The organism is Streptomyces sp. NPDC111520, assembly GCF_055635295.1.
This window is the reverse complement of record NZ_JBVKBW010000002.1, coordinates 83,737-103,041: the sequence shown is the minus strand read 5'-3', so window position 1 is coordinate 103,041 and position 19,305 is coordinate 83,737. Positions and strand designations below refer to the sequence as shown.

Here is a 19,305-nt window from a genome sequence, read left to right as displayed (position 1 = left end):
CGCATCCCACGGAAGGCCTCGGATGATCGACAGGCGGACCTTCGGCACGATCGTCGGCACCGGGGCGTTCGCGGCCACACTGGCCGGGCTCGCCACGGGCTGCGCGACGACCGGGCCCGACGAGAACAAGCCGGCGCCGCCCATGGCCCCCGGCAAGGAACGGCCCCGCGACACGCAGGCGTTCGGCCCGCTGAAGCAGGTGGAGGCCGGGGTGCTGGACGTCGGCTACGCCGAGGCCGGACCGGCCGACGGCCCCGCGGTGATCCTGCTCCACGGCTGGCCGTACGACATCCACAGCTACGTCGCCGTCGCACCCCTGCTGGCGGCGAAGGGCTACCGGGTGGTCGTGCCCTACCTGCGCGGCCACGGGACGACGCGCTTCCTGTCCCGCGCCACGCCGCGCGACCCCCAGCAGGCGGCGTTCGCGCTGGACATCGTCGCGCTCATGGACGCGCTGGGGATCAGGAAGGCGGTCCTGGCCGGCTTCGACTGGGGGTCGCGGACCGCGGACATCATCGCGGCGCTGTGGCCGGAGCGGGTCAAGGGACTGGTCTCGGTGACCGGCTACCTGATCACCAACCGCGAGGCGAACAAGCAGCCCCTGCCGCCGAAGACGGAGTGGGCGTGGTGGTACCAGTACTACTTCGCCACGGAACGGGGCCGTAAGGGGCTGGAGCGCTACCGGGACGACCTGGCCCGGCTGGTGTGGAAGTTCAACTCCCCGACCTGGGGATTCGACGACGCCACCTTCGAGCGCACCGCGACGGCCTTCGACAATCCGGACTACGTGCCGATCGTCATCGGCAACTACCGTTGGCGGCTGGGCCTGGTGGAGGGCGACCCGGCCCACGACGACATCGAGGCACGGCTCGCCCGTGGGCCGGTCGTCACCGTGCCCACGATCACCCTCGACGGGTCGGTCGACCCGTTCACCCCGCCCGGCGACGGCTCGGCCTACCGGGCCAAGTTCACCGGGAAGTACGCGCACCGCACGCTGCAGGGCATCGGGCACAACGTGCCGCAGGAGGCGCCCGCGGCGTTCGCGCAGGCCGTGGTGGACGTCGGGCGGCTCTGAACTGCGGAGGCGGCGCCTGTGGCCGGGCGCGGGGGGCCCGGCCACACGGGGGGATGTCAGTCGTCGTCGCCGCCGCGGCCCCGGCCCCGGCCGTGACCCCCGCCGTGGTCGTCGCCGGAACGGTCGCCGCCCCGGGCGCGGTCGCCGCCGTGGTCGTCACCCGGGGGGTCGTCGCTGCCGGCGCGGTCGCCGCCGTGGTCGTCGTACCCGGGCCGCGTGGTCGCGGGTGCGGGGGAGGCGGTGCGGGAGGCGTCCCCGGTGCGCGTGCGGCCGCGGGGGCGGTCGTCCTCCGTGACCCGGCCCGTCACCGCGTCCACGTGGAGTTCGTGGACGACCCCGTCCGCCCCGGTGACGTACACCTCCCAGGAGCCGCGGTGCCGGTCGTCCGGCTCGATCTTCGTGACGGTGCCCGGCGTGTGCGCGACCGCGGCGGCCGCCGCCTGGCTCGCCGTGACGCCCGGGGAGCCTTCGCCGGCGCGGGCGGCGGGGTCGTCGGCGCCGCGGTGGCGGCCGTGGTCGTCGCCGGCGTCGTGCCCCGGGGTCGCCCCGGGAGTTGCGGTCGAGAAGACCGTGCCGCGCGCGTCCTCGCGGCCACCGCCGCGGCCGCCGTCGTGGCCGCCCGTGGCGAACGCCGTGTAGCCGCCGGCGACGAGGAGCGCGGCCGCCATGGCGGCGACGATCGTGTTGCGCTTCATGAGGTGCCCTTCCGACCGGGCCGTACCCGGTCTGTGTCAGGTCTGTTCCGGGACCCCAATGTCGGCGGTACAGGCTGAAGGCAGCCTGAAACCGGCTGAAGATCTCTTCAGGTTGATTTGGGAGGCTGGGCCCGTGCGCGTGCTGATCGTGGAGGACGAGAGACGGCTCGCGGTCTCGCTGGCCAGGGGGCTGACGGCCGAGGGCTTCGCCGTGGACGTCGTCCACGACGGGCTGGAGGGGCTGCACCGGGCGGGGGAGGGCGTCCACGACCTCGTCGTGCTGGACATCATGCTGCCCGGCATGAACGGCTACCGCGTCTGCGCCGCGCTGCGGGCCGCGGGCAACGAGGTCCCCATCCTGATGCTCACCGCCAAGGACGGCGAGTACGACGAGGCCGAGGGCCTCGACACCGGCGCCGACGACTACCTGACCAAGCCGTTCTCGTACGTCGTGCTCGTCGCCCGGGTCAAGGCGCTGCTGCGGCGCCGGGGTTCCGCGGGGGCCTCGCCCGTGCTGCGGCTGGGCGGCCTCGTGCTGGACACCGCCGCCCGCCGGGTCTTCCGCGACGACACCGAAGTGACGCTGACGGCCAAGGAGTTCGCCGTGCTGGAGCAACTGGCGGTACGGGCCGGGCAGGTGGTCGGCAAGTCCCGGATCCTGGAGCACGTCTGGGACTTCGCCTACGACGGCGACCCCAACATCGTCGAGGTCTACGTCAGCACGTTGCGCCGCAAGCTCGGCGCGGACCTCATCCAGACGGTGCGCGGCGCCGGTTACCGGCTGGCGTCGTCGTGAGGCGCCCCCGGCCGCTCGGCACCGTCCAGGCCAAGATGTCGCTGGGCGCCACGGCCGTGGTCGCGGTGGCGCTGGTCGCCGCCGGCGTGGCCGTGCTGCTGTCGTTGCGCGCCAACCTCACCGCTCAGGCGCAGAGCCAGGCCGACGACACGGCCCGCAGGATCGCCCTCGACGTCGCCAGCCGCGGGGCGGGTACGGACCGGTACGCCCGGCTGCGCCTGCCCGAGGACGCTCCGGTGCAGGTGGTCGCCGAGGACGGGCGGCCGCTCGCGGTGACCAGGGGCCTGGAACGGATCAGCGGCACCGGGGTCGACGCCGTCACGGCCGTCCGCCTCCCCGCCGCGGCGGCGACCCCCACCCCCGCGCCCATCCCCTCCGCCACGGAGCGCACCGCGGAGGACGACGGCCACGGCGGCGGGGACGACGGCGGCCACGGACGCGGCCGGGGCCGCGGCGGACGGGACGACGGGACGCACGGCGGCGAGGACGACGACCGGCACGGCGGCGGCACGGCCTCCCCAGGCGCCGGGGACGACCCGGTCGTCGGCGCCATCGGCGCGACGGTGGCGCACGGCGCGGGACGGGCCACGCTGGACGGTCGGACGGCCGCCTACCGCTTCGCGACCGTCAAGGCGACCGACCTCGCGGGGCAGACCGTCCTCATCCACGCGGGCGCCTCGCTTGCGGCCCGGGAGAGCGCCCTGAACACCGCGGCGGCGGCCATGCTGGCCGGACTGCCGCTGCTCCTGCTGGTGGTCGGCGGCGCCACCTGGCGGGTCACCCGGCGCGCGCTGGCCCCGGTGGAGGGCATCCGGCGCGAGATGGCCGCCATCACGGCGTCCGAGGACCTCTCCCGACGTGTGCCCGAACCGGCCGCCCGCGACGAGGTGGCCCTGCTGGCGCGCACCACCAACGAGACCCTGACCGCCCTGGAGGCCGCGGTCGAACGGCAGCGCCGATTCGTCGCCGACGCCTCGCACGAACTGCGCAGCCCGATCGCCTCGTTGCGCACGCAACTGGAGGTCGGCACGGCCCATCCGCACCTGCTCGACGTCCCCGGCGCCGTCAAGGACACCGAGCGGCTGCAGCACCTCGCGGGCGACCTGTTGCTGCTCGCCCGGCTCGACGCGGGGGAACGGCCCGCGCGGCGGCGGGTCGACCTGGGCGAACTGGTCCGCGAGGAGATCCGCAGACGGCCCGCCGACCGGGTCCCGGTGACCGTCGACGCCGGCGCGGCCGACGGCGCCGGTCAGCTGCTCGACGTCGCCGGATCGCGCGGCCAGTTGGCGCGGGTGCTCGGCAACCTGGTCGACAACGCCCAGCGCCACGCGCGCACCGCGGTGACCGTGGCAGTGACCGCGCACCCGCGGAACGGGCAGGTCGTCCTCACGGTCGGCGACGACGGCGCCGGCGTGCCCCCCGCCGAACGGGAGCGGATCTTCGAGCGCTTCGTCCGGCTCGACGACGCCCGCAGCCGCGACGAGGGCGGCGCGGGACTCGGCCTGGCCATCGCCCGCGACGTCGCCCACCGCCACGACGGCACCCTCACCGTCGGCACGGCCCCGGCGGGCGGGGCCCTCTTCGCACTCCGCCTGCCGGCGGCCGCCGGGGACTGAACACCGGCCCGGCGCGGGGCGGTCAGGGGGTGAGGCCGAGCTGGCGCAGCATCCCGAGCTGGTCGCTGCTCCCCCAGCGCTCGACCATCTTCCCGTCCTCGAACCGGCTGATCTGCATGCCCCGGTAGCTGACGGTGCGCCCCGTCGGCGCGTGGCCCATCAGCTCGCCGAGGTGCGTACCGGTGATGGTGTACGCGAAGGCGACCTCGTCGTCGGTGGCCATGACGTGCTCGACCTCGACGTGCAGATCGGGGAAGGCCCGCCGCATCGCGCCGAACATCTCCTCGTACCCCTCGGGACCGGGGCCCTGACCGGGGCCGGGGTCGTGGTCCACCGAGCCGGACGCGACGTACGCGTCGAGTTCGCCGAGCCGGCCGTCGTTCACCGCCGTTCCGAAGCCCTCGAGGACGGAGAGGTTGTCGCTGCGGGACATGGGGCGCTCCTTGCCGTCGCATCCCGGGCGCGCGGGGCGCCCCTTCCTCCCCTCCACCGTAGGCGCGGCGCGGCGCGGCGGCCCGCCGGGGCTCAGCCGACGCACTGCTCCTTGTCGGCGCGGGACTGCGGGATGTCGTCCGGGAGCCGGTCCGGGTCGGCGAGCGCGGTCCCGGGGCCCCGGAAGTCGCCGCCGAGGGTGAGGGTCATGTCCGCGCCGGGTGCGGCGTCCGCCGTGCCGGGGCGGAGGGCGGCGGCGGGCAGGCCCATCATCGCGGCCAGGGCCCGGGCCTGGTCGGCCTGGTCGGGCGCGTACTCCAGGGTCGTGCGGTCCTGGCTGCCCCCGGGGGCGTTGCCGCCGTTGGTGGAGTGGGTGACGCCCTCGGTGTTCTGCAGCCACTCCTGCGTCGTCCGCGCCGCGCCCTGCGGACCGCCGCCGTTGTAGACGGCCACCCGTACCTGCGACGGGTCCGCCTTGGCCCCGCGGAGCTTGGAGTCGGCCGCGGCGGGCTTCTTCTTCGCCTTGGTCAGCGAGACGTCGCTCTTGATCGCCTTGAAGAGGGCGGGCGCCCTCGTGTCGTCCACGACGACCGTCGCGTGCTTCGTCCCCTCGGCCGGGTTGTCCTTGACCGGGAGCGTCGTGAAGGTGATGTGCTCGGCATCGACCCGGCTCAGGTCCTTGGCGAGGTCGGTGAGCTTGGCGACGCCGCCGATGCCGGTGTCCACGGTGAGCGACTTGGTGGCCGCGTTCGCCAGTTTGAAGAGCTTCCGGGGGTCGCTGAGGGTGTCACCGGACTTCATCTGGCGGATCATCGAGCCGAGGAACTGCTTCTGCAGGTCGATCCGGTCCAGGTCGCTGCCGTTCTTCAGGGAGTGGCGGGTCCTGACGAAGGCCAGGGCCTGCTCGCCCTGGACCTTGTTCGGTCCCGCGGGCAGGTCCAGGTGGGAGCCCTCGCCCTCGGGGGTGGTGTCCTTGATGGGGTGGGTGAGGCAGACCGGCACCCCGCCGACCGCCGTGGACAGGGTCTTCACGGCTTCGAAGTTGACCAGGACGAAGTGGTCGACGGGTATGCCCGTGATCTTCGTGACGGTCCGCATGGTGCAGCCCGGGTCGCGTCCCGCCTGGCCCAGGCTCTCGTTGAAGCGCGGGCCGAAATCGGCCTGGGGGGTGCCGGGGATCGTCTTGGTGGAACCGTCCTTCTGCTTGGTCGGGCAGTCGGGGATGCCGGTGACCATGTCGCGCGGGATGCTCATGGCGGTCGCGTTCGACCGGTCCTTCGCCACGTGGAAGAGGATCGTGGTGTCGGCGTGGCCGACGCTGCCCGCGTCCCCGTACTTGCCGCCGAGGCCTTCGCGGCTGTCGGTGCCGATGACCAGGATGTTCACGGCGTCCTTGCTGGTCACCTCCTTGCTGCCCGCCGTGCCGACGTCGACGGTCGCGATGTTGCCGTCGAGGTGCCGGTACAGGAGGTAGGCACCGGCGCTGCCCGCGAGCAGCACGAAGCCGAGCGTGCCCGCGGTCCACATCAGCACCCTGCGCCGGGTGGACCGCTTCGCCTTGCGGGACGGTGCCGGGGCTCCGGTGCGGCGGCGGCCGCCCGGAGCCGGGTCGGGCCGCCGCTCCTCGCGGTGCGTCGGCCGCCCGCCCTGCCGGGGCACCGTGGGAGCCGGCGGGGCGTCGGAGTCCAGCCGCAGCCGGTAGGTGCCGCTCTCCGGGTCGAGGACCCACTGGTCCGCGGGGTCGATGTCGCTGCCGTCGTGCCTGTCCACGGTCGTACGGTCCTCCGTCCACGACCGGGCCCCGCCCCCCGCGGGGCGCCCGGTCGTCACGTTCTGCCTCTGGGTCCACCCGTGGCCGGCACGGGGGATCTTCGGACGTCCAGACACCTGAGGAGGGCACATGGTTGTCCCGACGCGGTCGACTTCCGCGCGGGAAAGGGCGGAAACGGGCGTTTCCGGTACGACTGCAGCGCCGTGCGGTCGTCACGCTGCACGCGGGAGGACTCCCCCCGGCCGGGAGGCGCTGCCCGCGCCGCGCCGTCCACAGCCTGTGGACGGCGCGGCCGCGCGCTCAGCCCCGCCGGGCCCGTCCGGCGAGCCACTCCAGCGCGTCCACGGCGGAGCCGAGGACCGAGACGTGCCCCTCGCCGGGCCGCAGCCACAGCTCCGCGTCCGGGCACCGCCGGGCCAGCCACACCCCGTGGGCCGCGGGCACCATACGGTCGGCCTCGCCGTGCAGGACCAGGACGGGCGCGGCGACCGCCGACGGGTCGAAGCCCCACGGCGCCACATAGGCGAGGTCGTCGTCGACCATCGCGCCCGGGTCGCCCTCGAGCGCCTTGCCCGCCACGCCGCCCAGCCACGCCCACGGGCCCGCCAGCGCCGCGTGGTCGGCGGGGGTGAAGAGTTCGGGGTCGAAGTCGCCCGAGGCCAGCGCCTCTTCGAGCGCCGCACGCCCCCGGACCGCCGCGGCCAGTTCCGCCGCGCCCGCGGGCCCCATCCCGGCGAACCAGTCGAGCCCCTCCGCCCCGTACGGCGCCAGGCCGGACCCGCAGACCACCGCCAGGACACGGTCCGGAAGCAGGGCCGCGCAGGCCAGCGCGTGCGGGCCGCCGCCGGAGTGGCCCATGACGGCGAAGCGGCCGATGCCCAGCGCGTCGGCCACTGCCGCCGCGTCGCCGGCGGCGGAGGCGACGTCCCGGCCCGGGCGCGGCATCGAACCGCCGTAGCCGGGACGGTCGTAGCCCACCCAGCGGATGCCGCGCTCGGCGGCGGCCGCGAACAGCGGCTCGGGGGGCGTACCGATGTTGGGCGTGCCGTGGTGCCACAGGACGGCCAGCTCCGCGCCCTCCTCCCGGCCGGCCGGCCCGGTGTCGTACACGTGCAGCGTCCGCCCGTCGGCGAGTGCGATATCCGTCTCCGTCACCATCCGGCCGAGTCTAGGCGCGGGCTCCGACACGGCACCGGGAGAGGGCGCGCCAACGACCGGCGCGGGCGCGGAAATCCGCTGCCGCCGGCCGCCGCCCGCTGTTACCGTCCCCCGGTGTTCTCCCTCCTCGAACCCGCCCTGTTCACCCGCCTGCGCGACGCGCGGCGGATCCTCGTCGCCGGGGCCGGCGGCGGCTTCGACGTCTACGCAGGCCTGCCGATCGCGCTGGCGCTGCGCCAGGCGGGCAAGGAGGTGCACCTCGCCAACCTCTCCTTCGCCGACCTGTACGGCCTGGACCTCGACGTGTGGCTGGACCACGACGTCGCCGCCGTGCGACCCTCGACGGCCGCCCGCGGCGACTACTTCCCGGAGCGCACCCTCGCCCGCTGGCTGGAGTCGCAGGGCCTGCCCTCGACCGTGTACGCGCTGTCCCGCGCCGGCGTCGCACCCCTGAGGGACGCCTACCGGGCGCTGATCGGCCACCTCGGCGGGGTCGACGCGATCGTGCTGGTGGACGGCGGCACCGACATCCTCATGCGCGGCGACGAGAGCGGACTCGGCACCCCGGAGGAGGACATGGCCAGCCTCGCCGCGGTGGGCGGACTCACCGACGTCCCGCAGCGGCTGGTGGTCTGCCTCGGCTTCGGCGTCGACGCGTACCACGGTGTCAACCACTCCCTGGTGCTGGAGAACCTGGCCGCCCTGGAGCGCGACGGGGCGTACCTCGGGGCGTTCTCGCTGCCACGCGACAGCCGCGAGGGCCGGCTCTACCTGGACGCGGTCGCGCACGCCCAGGAGGCGACCCCGGACCACCCGAGCATCGTGCACGGCTCGGTCGCGGCCGCGGTCCGCGGGGACTTCGGGAACGTGCGCTTCACGGAACGCACCAAGCACAGCGAACTGTTCGTGAACCCGCTGATGGCGCTCTACTTCTGCGTGGACGCGGTGGGCCTGGCCGCCCGCAACCTCTACCTCGACCGGCTGGAACGGACCCAGCTCACCCGGCAGATCAGCTCGATCGTCGAGGAGTTCCGCGACGAACTGCCGCGCCAGCGGCCGCCGCGGACCTTCCCGCACTGACCGCCGCCACCGGCCCCGCCTGGTCCTCCTGGCCCGCAGCCCCAGTGGCCGTCAGCCGCGCACACCCGTCGCGAGGGCGTCCAGCGACACCTGCCACAGCAGTGCCGCCGCGTCCGGGTCGAGGGCGTGGTCGGCTACGCCGCCGGAGCTCCCGGGGATGTGGCGGTGGGCCTCGGCGCAGTCCTCGAAGTAGCGGCCCGCGACGCACTCGAGCCCGGGCGCGGTGGCCACGTACACGACCGTGGCGGCGCCCTGCTGCGGGGTCTTGAAGGTGTGTCCGCCGGACGCGGCGGCGTCCAGGGTCTCGCGGGTGAGGTGCCGGGAGAGGTCGGTGCCCAGGACCGCCCCGGGGTGGACCGCGTTGACGGTCACGCCGTCGGCGGCCCAGCGCCGGCTCGCCTCCACCGCGAACAGGACGTTGGCGGTCTTGGACTGGGCGTACGCCAGGCCCGCGTCGTACGGCCGGTCGCGGAAGTGGACGTCGTCGAAGTGCACCGGGCTGCGCAGGTGGGCGACCGAGCTGAGGGAGACCACCCGGGCGCGGCCCGCGGCGGCGAGGGCCGCGTGCAGGCGGGTGGCGAGCGCGAAGTGCCCGAGGTGGTTGGTCGCGAACTGCAGCTCCCAGCCCTCGGGCGTGCGCGTCTCGGGCGTCATCATCACCCCGGCGTTGTTGACGAGGACGTCCAGGGGGCCGTCCCAGGCGGCGGTGAAGGCCGCCACCGAGCGCTGGTCCGCGAGGTCGAGCGGGGCGACCAGGACCCGCCCGCCGCCGGCCGCGAGGCCGGCGGCGGCCCGTTCGCCGGCCGCGGTGTCCCGTACCGCGAGGGTGACCTCGGCGCCGGCCCCGGCCAGGGCACGGGCGGTCTCCAGGCCGATGCCGGAGGCCGCGCCGGTGACGACGGCACGGCGCCCGGTGAGGTCGATGCCGCCGACGACCTCGGCGGCGGTGGACTGTGCGGTGAAGTCGCCGGAGCCGCTCATGGCGCTGCCTTCCTCTCGGCGGTGCGGCGGCACCGCCCCTGCCGGCGGTGGTGCCGCCCCTTCCAGACAACCACCACCGGACGGGGGCGGCGCGGGGTCAGCGCAGCGCGCTCTTCTCCCGCCACCCGTCCCAGTCCACGTTCCAGTCGCCGAAGCCGTTGTTCGGCGCGACCGTGCCCTTGGCCTCGGACCCCGTGATCTCGAAGGGGTCGCCGACGCGGACCCGCGAGTACAGCCAGTCCGCGTCGGCGTCGCTCATCCCGACGCAGCCGTGGCTGCGGTTGGCGCGGCCGAAGAACGCGGCGTTCCAGGGCGCGGCGTGCGCGTACATCCCGGACCAGGTCAGCCGGATCGAGTCGTGGACGGTCTCGTCGTAGGCGTCGCCGAGGCCGACGGTCTCGGATCTCATCCGGACCGTGCCCTCCTTGGCCAGCACCACCGCCGTGCCGCGCCACGAGCCGGTGTCCGGGCCGGGGGTGCCGCCGGAGACCGGGAGGGTGCGCACCGTCCGGCCGTCGCGCTGCAGGGTGAGCCGCTTGCGGTCGAGGTCGACCTTGACGACCTGCCGGGCGCCGACCGTGAAGGAGGCCCGGTAGTCGCGGACGAACCAGCCGCCCCGGCCGGAGTCGGTGCCGTCCAGGTGGGCGTCCAGGGTGACCTCGGTGCCCGGCCGCCAGTACTCCCTGGGCCGCCAGTCGACCCGGTCCCGGCCGGAGTAGTCGGTCAGCCAGCCCCAGGAGCCCTCGGTGCCGTTCGAGGTCTTCACCTCGAGCTGCCGCTCCACGGCGGCCTTGTCGGTCACGGGGTTGTCGAAGACCAGGGATATCGGCTGGGCGACGCCGACCGTGGTGGCGTCGCCGGGCCGCCAGTCCACCTTGTTGACCTTGCCGGCGGCGGCCGTGCTGAAGCTGGACTCGCTCGTGCCGGTCGTACCGCCGGGGGTGCGGGTGCCGGCCCGCACGGTGTACGAGGCGCCGGGCACGACGTTGCGCTCCGAGGTCCAGGTGCGGCGGTCCGCGGACAGGGTGCCGGTCAGCCCCCTGCCGTGCGGCCCGGCGACGGTGACCGTCGTGAGGGTGCCGCCCCGGGCGGTGACCCGTACCGGCTCGCCGGCCTGGACCCGCCCGCCGTGCGGGGTGACGGTGACGGTCGCGGGCCGCTCCTTGCGCTGTTCCGCGTCGCCGGCCGCGTGCGTCGCCGCCGGGGCGCCGCCCGAGCAGCCGGTGAGCACGGCGGACAGCGCGGCCGACAGCGCGGCGGCCGTCACAGCGGCGGTGCGCGGGCGTGGCCGGCCTATGGGGCCCACACGTTTCCTGGACAACGGAGACCTCCGTGAAGGACGGGGAGAGCGGCCGGAACCGGCCGGACCCCGGGGACTCTAGGCCGCCGGAAGCCCAGGTGGAGGGCTTGGGAGCGGTATGACGGCAGCTGGGACGGAACGGTCATGGTCCGGTCACATTGGCCGCTCGGGGCGGTCATGAAGGGCTGTGAGCCTTCCTGTGTACCCACCGACCACACTCCAGGGAGGCACAGTGTCGGCACTGCTCGTGACGGCGGGCCCGGGCCCCCGGCAGGCCCGGCTCGGGCCGGTCAGCGCGGAGACGTACCGCGCGTTCCTGGCGTCCCGGACCGGCTCGGCGCTCGGCCCGGGTTTCCTCCAGTGCCCGTCGTGGGCGCAGGTGAAGCCGGGTTGGCGGGCCCGGCTGGTCGGCTGGGGACCCGCGGACGGCGCGGGGCCCGGTGAGTTGCACGGGGTCGCCCTGGTGCTGCTGCGGCAGTTCCCCGGTACGCGGAAGTCCTTCGCCTACCTGCCCGAGGGGCCGGTCGCCGACTGGGCCGACCCGGACATCGACGCCTGGCTGTCGCCGCTCCTGCGCCACCTGCGCACACTCGGCGCCTTCGCCGTGCGCATCGGCCCCTCGCCCGCCCACCGCCGCTGGGACGCCGCGGTCCTGAAGTCCGCGACCGGGCTCGGGCGGCGCCTGTCCGACGTGCTGACCTGCGAGGTCGACCCGCTCGGCACGGTCGTGGCCGAGCGGCTGCGGGCCCGCGGCTGGCGGCGCTGCGGCGGGGACGGCGACGGTCCGGACGGCGGCGGGGACGCGGACGCCCAGCCCCGCCACGTCTTCCGGGTCCCGCTGGCCGGCCGCAGCGCCGACGACCTGTGGGCGGGACTCAACCAGGAGTGGCGCCGCAACATACGGCGGGCGCAGCGGTCGGGCGTCGAGGTGGACGTGGGCGGGGCCGCCGACCTTCCCGAGTTCTTCCGGCTGCTGCGCGTCACCGAGGAACGCGACGGCTTCCGGCTGGGACGCTCGCTGGAGTACTACCAGCGCCAGTACGCGGCCCTCAACGCCGAGCAGCCGGGCCGGATGAAGCTCTACCTCGCCCGCCACGAGGGCGAGGTGCTCGCGGCCCACACCATGATCACCGTGGGCCGGAGGGTCTGGTACCAGACGGGGGCCTCGGCGGACCACCGCCGTGACGTCCGTCCCTCCAACGCCCTGCAGTGGCGCATGCTCACGGACGCCCGCGAACAGGGCGCACTGGAGTACGACATGCGCGGGGTACCCTCCACACTCGACCCGGAGGACCGGGCGTTCGGGCTCACCCGCTGGAAGCTCGGCACGGGCGGTCGGGTCGTCGAGACCCTGGGGGAATGGGAGACGGCCTTGGACGGCACCGCCAACCACACGCTCTACCGGGCGTTCCAGGCCTACATGGCGCGCCGGTGAGCGCCCCCTCGGCGGCCCGACCGGCCGACGCGACGGCGGACGCCACGGCCGATGCGGCGGCCGATGCGGCGGCGGACAGGACGGCCGGCGCCTCGGTGCTGCGCAGCGGCGCCCTCATGGCGGCGGGTTCCGTCGTCTCCCGCGCGACCGGCTTCGTACGGTCCGCGACCGTCGCCGCGGCGCTCGGCGTCGGCCTGGCCGCCGACGGCTACTCGGTCGGCAACTCGGTGCCCACGATCGTCTACATGCTGCTGCTGGGCGGCGCCCTCAACGCGGTGTTCGTGCCCGAACTGGTCAGGGCCGCCAAGGAGCACGCGGACGGCGGCGCCGCCTACACCGACCGGCTGCTGACCGTGTGCACCGCCGCGCTGCTGCTGATGACGACGGCGGCCGTGCTCGCCGCGCCCGCGATCGTGGCCGCGTACACCGGCTACACCGGGGCGCAGGCGGCGACGACGGTGGCCTTCGCGCGCGCCTGCCTGCCGCAGATCCTCTTCCTCGGGCTGTTCACGCTGCTCGGCCAGGTGCTCAACGCGCGCGGCCGGTTCGGCGCGATGATGTGGACGCCGGTCCTCAACAACCTGGTCGTCATCGCCGTCTTCGGCCTCTACCTGGTGACGGCCGGCACCGGCGGCGGGCTGACCCCGGGCGAGACCGCGCTGCTCGGCTGGGGCACCACGGCCGGCATCGCGGTGCAGGCGCTGGCGCTGGTGCCGTCGCTGCGGGCGGCGCGCTTCCGCTGGCGGCCGCGGTTCGACTGGCGGGGCAGCGGACTGGCCCGGCCGCTGCGCTCCGCCGGGTGGCTGGTGCTGCTCGTCCTCACCAACCAGGTCGCCTACTGGGTGGTGACCCGGCTCGCCACCTCCGCCGGGCAGCGCGCCGCGGCGCTGGGCATCGACGGCGGCGCCGGGTTCACCGCGTACAACAACGCCTACCTGCTGTGGGCCGTGCCGCACGGCATCGTGACGGTCTCGCTGGTCACCGCCCTGCTGCCGCGGATGAGCGCGGCAGCGGCCGACGGCGACCCCGCGCGGGTGCGCCGCGACGTCTCGTACGCGCTGCGCAGCAGCTCCGCGCTGGTGGTGCCCGCCGCGTGCGCGCTGCTGGCGCTCGCCGGGCCGGCGATGGCGCTGGTCTTCGAGCACGGCAGGACGGACGCCGCCGACGTCGCGGTCATGGCGAGCGCGCTGGTGGCCTTCGCCCCGGGCCTCGTCGCCTTCTCCGGGCAGTACGTGCTGTCGCGCACCTTCTACGCGCTCGGCGACACCCGCACCCCGTTCCTGCTGAACCTGGTGATCTCCGGGCTCAACGCGGGCCTGTCCGTCGCCGCCTACCTGCTGCTGCCCGCGCGCTGGGCGGTCACGGGCATGGCCGCGGGGTACTCGGTGGCGCTCTTCGCGGGCTGGGCGGTCACCGCGCACGTGCTGGACCGCAGGCTGGCGGCGCCGGACGGCGGCCGCGGGCCGTGGCGTTCGCCGACCGCGGGGGCGCTGGCCCGTCTGCTGCTCGTCGCGGTGCCCGCCGCCGCGTTGGGCCGGGTCGCGGCGGACCTCACCGCGCCGCTCGGGCCGCTCGCCGCCGCGACGGCCGGGGCCGCCGCCGTCGTGCTGGTCTTCGCGGCCGCGGCCCGCCCGCTGCGGCTGACCGAGGTCGAGGCGGCCCGGCGGGCACTGCTCGGCAAACTGCGGCGCGGTGCACGATGACTTGCGATACTCCGCTCATGCCACGCGTCCTGCTGATCGAAGACGACCCTTCCGTGCGCGAAGGTGTCGAACTGGGCCTGCGCCGCCGCGGTCACGAGGTACGGACGGCCGCCACCGGAGAGGCCGGGCTCACCGCCGTCGCCGAGTTCCGGCCCGATCTGCTGCTGCTGGACCTGATGCTGCCCGGCATGAACGGCGTCCAGGTCTGCCGCCAGGTGCGCGAGACGAGCCAACTGCCGATCATCATGCTCACCGCCCGCGGCGACGACTTCGACGTCGTCGTCGGGCTGGAGGCCGGGGCCGACGACTACATCGTCAAACCCGCCCGCACCGAGGTGATCGAGGCCCGTATCCGGGCCGTACTGCGGCGCATCGAGGAACCCGCGGGCCGCTCGGCCGTCGAGCAGCACGGCGACCTCGCCGTCGACCGCGCCGGGCTCGGCGTCGCCAAGTCCGGGCGGCGGCTGGCACTCGCGCCCTCCGAACTGAAGCTGCTGCTGTTCCTGTCCGCGGCGCCCGAACAGGTCTTCAGCCGCCAGCAGTTGCTGGAGCACGTGTGGGAGCACAGCTACCACGCGGACGCCCGGCTGGTCGACGCCTGCGTCCGGCGGCTGCGCAACAAGATCGAGGACGTCCCCGGCAGCCCCCGCTACATACAGACGCTGCGCGGCTTCGGCTACCGCTTCGGACCGCTGTGAGCCGCCGGTGATCCTCCGCAGGGCCCGGATCGGGCTGCGCACCCGGCTGGTGCTGGCGTTCCTGCTCGTCGCGGCGGTCAGCGCGGGCACCACCGCGACCCTCACCTACCGCGAGGCGCGCAACGCCGTCCTCGAACAGGCCCAGGACACCGCCGTCGCCTCCTTCCGCGAGCAGGTGGCCACCGTCGGCACCACGCTCCCGATGGACACCACGGCCCTCCAGGAGGTGCTGCGCGACATCGCCCGCAAGGGCAAGCCGCGCACCTGGGTGGTGTTCGCCGAGTACGGCTCGATCCGGGTCTCCTCCGGCACCAGTCCCGTCTCCACGGTCATCACGCCCGAACTGCGCCGCGCCGCGGCGGAACGTCCCCGGGGCGTCTTCCAGCGGGTCGAGAAGGACGGCGCCCCCTGGCTGACCGTGGGCGTGCCGACCGTCTTCAAGACCGGGCTGTCCGCCCGCCCCACCGGCCTCGTGCTCTACGCCGTGATGCCGCTGGCCACGGAGGACGACGGCGTCCGGGCACTGCTCGCCGCCGCCCGCGACGGAGCCCTGCCCGCGCTGGCCGTCGCCCTGGTCCCCGCCCTGCTCGCCGCCGGCAGCGTGCTCCGCCCGGTCCGTGAACTGCGCACGGCGGCGCAGCGCATGGGCCGCGGCGAACTCGACACCCGCATCCAGGTGAAGGGCAGCGACGAACTCGCGGACCTCGCGCACACCTTCAACGAATCCGCACTGGAGCTGGAGAGGTCGGTGGACGAGTTGCGCCGCGCCGAGGCCCGGGCCCGCCGCTTCGCCTCCGACGTCTCGCACGAACTGCGCACCCCGCTGGCCGGGATGCTCGCGGTCACCGAGGTCCTCGACGAGGACGCCGGGCGGCTCGCCCCGGACACCGCGGCCGCCGTCCGCCTCATCAGCGCCGAGACCGGCAAGCTGGCCGTCCTGGTCGAGGACCTGATCGAGATCTCCCGCTTCGACGCGCGGGCCGCCGAGCTCAACGCCGACGAGGTCGACGTCGCCGAGACCATCCGCAAGACCCTGGCGACCCGGCACTGGACCGACCCCGATCAGGTCGCCACCGAACTGCCCCCGGGCATCCGGGCCCGCCTCGACCCGCGGCGCTTCGACGTCGTGGTCGCCAACCTCGTCGGGAACGCGCTGCGCCACGGCGCCGCCCCCGTCCACGTGCGGCTGCGCACCGAACCGTCCGGCGACGGGCCGGAGCGGTTCGCCGTCGAGGTCGCCGACAGCGGCCCCGGTATCGCACCGGACGTCCTGCCGCACATCTTCGACCGCTTCTACAAGGCCGACGCGGCCCGCACCCGCTCCGCGGGCAGCGGCCTGGGCCTGGCCATCACCCTGGAGAACGTCCGCCTGCACGGCGGCACCGTCCGCGCCGCCAACGGCCCGCACGGCGGTGCCGTCCTCACCGTACGGATACCGCTGGCCGCTCCCGGCCCGGCCGGGGAGACGGCGCCGTGAGGCGCCGCCGCCTCCCGGCCGCCCTCTGCGTGGCGGCGGCGGCCCTGCTGGCCGGCTGCGGGGTCCAGGGGTCCGGGGTCGTCGAGGCGGGCGGGCCCGCCACCGTCGACGTCTTCCCCGGGCCGCCGGACCGGCTGACGCTCTTCTTCCTCTCCCCCGAGGGCCGGCTCACCCCCGTCCTGCGCGGGACGGGCGACGCCGCACCGGGCACACCGGTGGCGACCGCGAAGGTCGTCACCGTGCTGCTGGACGGGCCGGAGCCCCAGGAGAGCGCGGCGGGACTCGGCACCGGGCTGCCCGCCACCACCGGTCCGGTGGACGTCACCTCCTCCGGGGGCACCGTCCGGGTCTCGCTGCCGTTCCCCGTGCGGGACCTGGCCGAGAACGCCAGGCGCCAGGTGGTCTGCACCGCCGCCTACGCCGACGGCCACGAGGACGACCGCGTGGTCGTCCTGGCCGGCACCGACGTCGCCCTCCCCGCCGGGAACTGCGGCGGCGCCCTGCCCGGCGCGGCCTCGCGCTGACCGCGGACGGCCCGACCTGCGGCCACGGGCCAGGAGCGGTAGAAGTGGAGGAGGGCGCAGGCAGCCGCGTCCTGGAGGGGGCCGGAAGAGGACGGGCGACAACGGCGACGGATGGCGATGCGAGATTCCAGCCTCGACGACGACTTCGACGGCGGCCTCCCTCCCCGGCCCGATCCGGCCGTTCCGGCCACGGCCGTCATCGACGCCCACGGGGTCGTCACGGGCTGGAGCAGCGAGGCCGAGCGGCTGCTCGGCTACGGGCACGACGAGGTCGTGGGGCAGCCCGCCAGCCGGCTGCTCGGCTCGGACGCCGCCCGCTCCACCGAGTGGTTCCTGGCGATGCCCTTCGGCTGGGGCGGCAGGTCGGTGCTGCGCCGACGGGACGGGCGCCACCTGGACGTGTCCGTGCGCGTCTACCCGTCGCTGGACGGCTACGGCCGGCCGCAGCGGCTCGTCGTGGTCTCCCCGGTGGACCGGCGGCGCTGGGGAGCGGTGGACAGCGTGGTCGAGGAGGCCTTCGACCAGTCCATCCTGCCCATGGCGATCTTCGACAACGAGCTGCGGACCCTGCGCACCAGCAGGGGCATGCAACGCGAGGCCGGACGCACGGAGGAGCAGATGCGCGGCAGGCTCCCCTCGGAGTACCTGGCCGGCAGCGCCGGCGAGGCCGTCGAGGAGGGCGTCCGGCACGTCCTGGCCAGCGGCGAGTCCCACGACCTGCACCTGCGCATCCGGTCACGGGGGGCGCCCGCACCGCGCACCTGGACGATCACGCTCTCCCCGCTCACCGACCCGCAGCGCAGCACCCCCCGCGTCCAGCTCACCGCCGTCGACACCACCGAGCAGTACCTGGCACGGGAACGGCTCGCCCTGCTCAACGAGGTCAGCACCCGGATCGGCAGCACGCTGGACGTGACCCGCACCGCGCAGGAGATGGCCGACGTCGTGGTGGGCAACCTCGCCGACTTCGCCACCGTCGACCTGCTCGACCCGCTGTTCCGCGGGGTGGAGCCCAAGCCCGGCGAACCAGGGGTCGCCCTCCGCCGCGCCGCCCAGCAGTCCGTCCTGCCCGGCCTGCCCGAGTCGGTGACCGCGACCGGGGAGTTGGACCAGTACCCGGACGACTCCCCGCCCGCCCGCTCCCTCCGCACCGGCCGCGCCTCGCTGCACGGCACCGTCGACCAGGCCATCGACGGCTGGGCGGCGGGCGACGCCGGACGGGCCGCCATGCTGCGCCTGCACGGCATCCACTCGGTGATGGTCATCCCGCTGCGGGCCCGCGGCATCACCCTCGGCGTCGCCGTGCTGGCCCGGCACCGCAGACCCGACCCCTTCGACGAGGACGACCTGCTGGTCGCCGAGGAGATCGGCACCCGGGCCGCGGTCGCCGTCGACAACGCCCGCCGCTACACCCGCGAACGCGCCACCGCCCTGGCCCTCCAGCGCAGCCTGCTGCCGCAGCGGCTCGGCCGGCAGGACGCGGTGGAGGTGGCCTCGCGCTACCTGCCGGCGGGCAGCGGCGCCGGCGTGGGCGGTGACTGGTTCGACGTGATCCCGCTGTCCGGGGCGCGGGTCGCGCTCGTCGCCGGGGACGTCGTCGGCCACGGGCTGCGCGCCTCCGCCACCATGGGGCGGCTGCGGACGGCCGTGCGCACCCTCGCCGACGTCGACCTGCCGCCCGACGAACTGCTCGTCCACCTCGACGACCTGGTCGTGCACCTCGCCGGGGAGGAGGTCGACGAGGACGACGGCGAGAACGTCGTCACCGACCTCGTCGCGACCTGCCTCTACCTGGTCTACGACCCGGTCTCCCGGCTGTGCACCGCCGCCAGCGCGGGCCATCCCCCACCGGTGCTGACGGCGCCGGACGGCAGCGCGCAGTTCCTCGACCTGCCGCCCGGACCGCCGCTCGGGCTGGGCGGGCTCCCCTTCGAGACCATCGAGTGCGCACTCGACCCGGACAGCCTCCTGGTGCTCTACACCAACGGCCTCATCGCCACCGACGACCGGGACGTCGACACCGGCATGGCGGGCCTGCGCCGGGCGCTCACCCGGCCCGACCACGCCCTGGAGTCCGTCTGCGAGCGCCTGGTGGGCCTCGTCCCCGACCCCCCGGACGACGACGTCGCCCTGGTCGTCGCCCGCACCAAGGTGCTGGACGCGTCCCAGGTCGTCACCTGGGAGGTGCCCGCCGAGCCCGCGGCGGTGGCCGGTGTCCGCGCCGAGGTCGCCCGCCGGCTGGCCGAATGGGGGCTGGAGGACCTCACGTACACCGCCGAGCTGGTGGTCAGCGAACTCGTCACGAACGCCATCCGCTACGGAACCCCGCCCATAGGGCTGCGCGTCATCCACAACTGCACCCTCATCGTCGAGGTCTCCGACGGCAGCGGCACCGCACCCCACCTGCGCCGGGCCCGGGTCTTCGACGAGGGCGGCCGCGGACTGCTGCTGGTGGCGCAGGTCACCGAGCGCTGGGGGACGCGTCACACCCAGGAGGGCAAGACGATCTGGGCGGAGGTCGTCCTGGCCGTGCCCTGAGTACGGACGCCGCCCGGGCCCGGCGG

The 19,305-nt window shown here is 75.1% G+C and carries 16 protein-coding genes; 10 read left to right on the top strand and 6 right to left on the bottom strand.

Annotated features, from left to right (window positions below; all coding sequences use genetic code 11):
- Positions 1-22 precede the first annotated feature (22 nt).
- Positions 23-1,075 carry an alpha/beta fold hydrolase gene (locus ACZ7MY_RS04480; RefSeq protein ID WP_499599520.1) on the top strand — a complete coding sequence of 351 codons (1,053 nt, stop codon included), beginning with the start codon at positions 23-25 and terminating at the stop codon, positions 1,073-1,075.
- 56 nt (positions 1,076-1,131) lie between these two features.
- On the opposite strand, the gene ACZ7MY_RS04475 is transcribed toward ACZ7MY_RS04480, so the two are convergent.
- Positions 1,132-1,770, bottom strand: coding sequence for a PepSY domain-containing protein (locus tag ACZ7MY_RS04475; protein WP_499599518.1), 639 nt, complete (start codon positions 1,768-1,770; stop codon positions 1,132-1,134).
- A 133-nt stretch (positions 1,771-1,903) separates the two neighbouring features.
- Between ACZ7MY_RS04475 and ACZ7MY_RS04470 the strand changes: the two genes are divergently transcribed.
- Positions 1,904-2,566, top strand: a complete 663-nt coding sequence (locus ACZ7MY_RS04470) for a response regulator transcription factor (protein WP_499599517.1) — start codon at positions 1,904-1,906, stop codon at positions 2,564-2,566.
- A gap of 35 nt (positions 2,567-2,601) precedes the next feature.
- Positions 2,602-4,182, top strand: a complete 1,581-nt coding sequence (locus ACZ7MY_RS04465; RefSeq protein WP_499600258.1) for a sensor histidine kinase — start codon at positions 2,602-2,604, stop codon at positions 4,180-4,182.
- A 22-nt stretch (positions 4,183-4,204) separates the two neighbouring features.
- On the opposite strand, the gene ACZ7MY_RS04460 is transcribed toward ACZ7MY_RS04465, so the two are convergent.
- The 3 genes from ACZ7MY_RS04460 to ACZ7MY_RS04450 form a co-directional block, all read right to left on the bottom strand.
- Positions 4,205-4,615, bottom strand: a complete 411-nt coding sequence (locus ACZ7MY_RS04460; RefSeq protein WP_499599515.1) for an ester cyclase — start codon at positions 4,613-4,615, stop codon at positions 4,205-4,207.
- Positions 4,616-4,707: 92 nt separating this feature from the next.
- Positions 4,708-6,384: an LCP family protein gene (locus ACZ7MY_RS04455; RefSeq protein WP_499599513.1), complete on the bottom strand. Its 1,677-nt coding sequence runs from the start codon at positions 6,382-6,384 to the stop codon at positions 4,708-4,710.
- A 301-nt stretch (positions 6,385-6,685) separates the two neighbouring features.
- A complete protein-coding gene (locus tag ACZ7MY_RS04450) occupies positions 6,686-7,543 on the bottom strand; it encodes an alpha/beta fold hydrolase (protein WP_499599511.1) in 858 nt (285 codons plus the stop codon).
- 114 nt (positions 7,544-7,657) lie between these two features.
- On the opposite strand from ACZ7MY_RS04450, the gene ACZ7MY_RS04445 reads away from it, so the two are divergent.
- Positions 7,658-8,623: a DUF1152 domain-containing protein gene (locus tag ACZ7MY_RS04445; RefSeq protein WP_499599509.1), complete on the top strand. Its 966-nt coding sequence runs from the start codon at positions 7,658-7,660 to the stop codon at positions 8,621-8,623.
- Between the two features lie 51 nt (positions 8,624-8,674).
- On the opposite strand, the gene ACZ7MY_RS04440 is transcribed toward ACZ7MY_RS04445, so the two are convergent.
- Positions 8,675-9,604, bottom strand: a complete 930-nt coding sequence (locus tag ACZ7MY_RS04440) for an SDR family NAD(P)-dependent oxidoreductase (protein WP_499599507.1) — start codon at positions 9,602-9,604, stop codon at positions 8,675-8,677.
- A 97-nt stretch (positions 9,605-9,701) separates the two neighbouring features.
- Positions 9,702-10,910: a L,D-transpeptidase gene (locus tag ACZ7MY_RS04435; protein WP_499600257.1), complete on the bottom strand. Its 1,209-nt coding sequence runs from the start codon at positions 10,908-10,910 to the stop codon at positions 9,702-9,704.
- Positions 10,911-11,136: 226 nt separating this feature from the next.
- Here ACZ7MY_RS04435 and ACZ7MY_RS04430 point away from each other — a divergent pair, with 226 nt between their 5' ends.
- The 6 genes from ACZ7MY_RS04430 to ACZ7MY_RS04405 all read left to right on the top strand — a co-directional run bounded on the left by ACZ7MY_RS04430 (position 11,137) and on the right by ACZ7MY_RS04405 (position 19,279).
- Positions 11,137-12,339, top strand: a complete 1,203-nt coding sequence (locus ACZ7MY_RS04430) for a lipid II:glycine glycyltransferase FemX (RefSeq protein ID WP_499599505.1) — start codon at positions 11,137-11,139, stop codon at positions 12,337-12,339.
- Positions 12,336-14,042 carry a murein biosynthesis integral membrane protein MurJ gene (murJ, locus tag ACZ7MY_RS04425; RefSeq protein ID WP_499599503.1) on the top strand — a complete coding sequence of 569 codons (1,707 nt, stop codon included), beginning with the start codon at positions 12,336-12,338 and terminating at the stop codon, positions 14,040-14,042. Before ACZ7MY_RS04430 ends, murJ begins: the two co-directional genes overlap by 4 nt.
- A gap of 17 nt (positions 14,043-14,059) precedes the next feature.
- Positions 14,060-14,740, top strand: coding sequence for a response regulator (locus ACZ7MY_RS04420; protein WP_499599501.1), 681 nt, complete (start codon positions 14,060-14,062; stop codon positions 14,738-14,740).
- 7 nt (positions 14,741-14,747) lie between these two features.
- The gene (locus tag ACZ7MY_RS04415; protein WP_499599500.1) at positions 14,748-16,217 is read left to right on the top strand and encodes an ATP-binding protein; all 1,470 of its coding nucleotides are present in this window, start codon (positions 14,748-14,750) and stop codon (positions 16,215-16,217) included.
- Positions 16,214-16,741, top strand: coding sequence for a hypothetical protein (locus ACZ7MY_RS04410; protein WP_499599498.1), 528 nt, complete (start codon positions 16,214-16,216; stop codon positions 16,739-16,741). The genes ACZ7MY_RS04415 and ACZ7MY_RS04410 overlap by 4 nt, the downstream gene beginning before the upstream one ends.
- A 111-nt stretch (positions 16,742-16,852) precedes the next feature.
- Positions 16,853-19,279 carry a SpoIIE family protein phosphatase gene (locus ACZ7MY_RS04405; RefSeq protein ID WP_499599497.1) on the top strand — a complete coding sequence of 809 codons (2,427 nt, stop codon included), beginning with the start codon at positions 16,853-16,855 and terminating at the stop codon, positions 19,277-19,279.
- Positions 19,280-19,305: the final 26 nt, after the last annotated feature.

What these genes read in the sequence shown, in the direction of transcription:
- ACZ7MY_RS04440 (WP_499599507.1), bottom strand. Translation starts at nt 9,604, where the DNA reads ATGAGCGGCTCCGGCGACTTCACCGCACAGTCCACCGCCGCCGAGGTC.
- ACZ7MY_RS04480 (WP_499599520.1), top strand. Translation starts at nt 23, where the DNA reads ATGATCGACAGGCGGACCTTCGGCACGATCGTCGGCACCGGGGCGTTC.
- ACZ7MY_RS04405 (WP_499599497.1), top strand. Translation starts at nt 16,853, where the DNA reads ATGGCGATGCGAGATTCCAGCCTCGACGACGACTTCGACGGCGGCCTC.
- ACZ7MY_RS04460 (WP_499599515.1), bottom strand. Translation starts at nt 4,615, where the DNA reads ATGTCCCGCAGCGACAACCTCTCCGTCCTCGAGGGCTTCGGAACGGCG.
- ACZ7MY_RS04450 (WP_499599511.1), bottom strand. Translation starts at nt 7,543, where the DNA reads ATGGTGACGGAGACGGATATCGCACTCGCCGACGGGCGGACGCTGCAC.
- ACZ7MY_RS04465 (WP_499600258.1), top strand. Translation starts at nt 2,602, where the DNA reads ATGTCGCTGGGCGCCACGGCCGTGGTCGCGGTGGCGCTGGTCGCCGCC.
- ACZ7MY_RS04475 (WP_499599518.1), bottom strand. Translation starts at nt 1,770, where the DNA reads ATGAAGCGCAACACGATCGTCGCCGCCATGGCGGCCGCGCTCCTCGTC.
- ACZ7MY_RS04420 (WP_499599501.1), top strand. Translation starts at nt 14,060, where the DNA reads ATGCCACGCGTCCTGCTGATCGAAGACGACCCTTCCGTGCGCGAAGGT.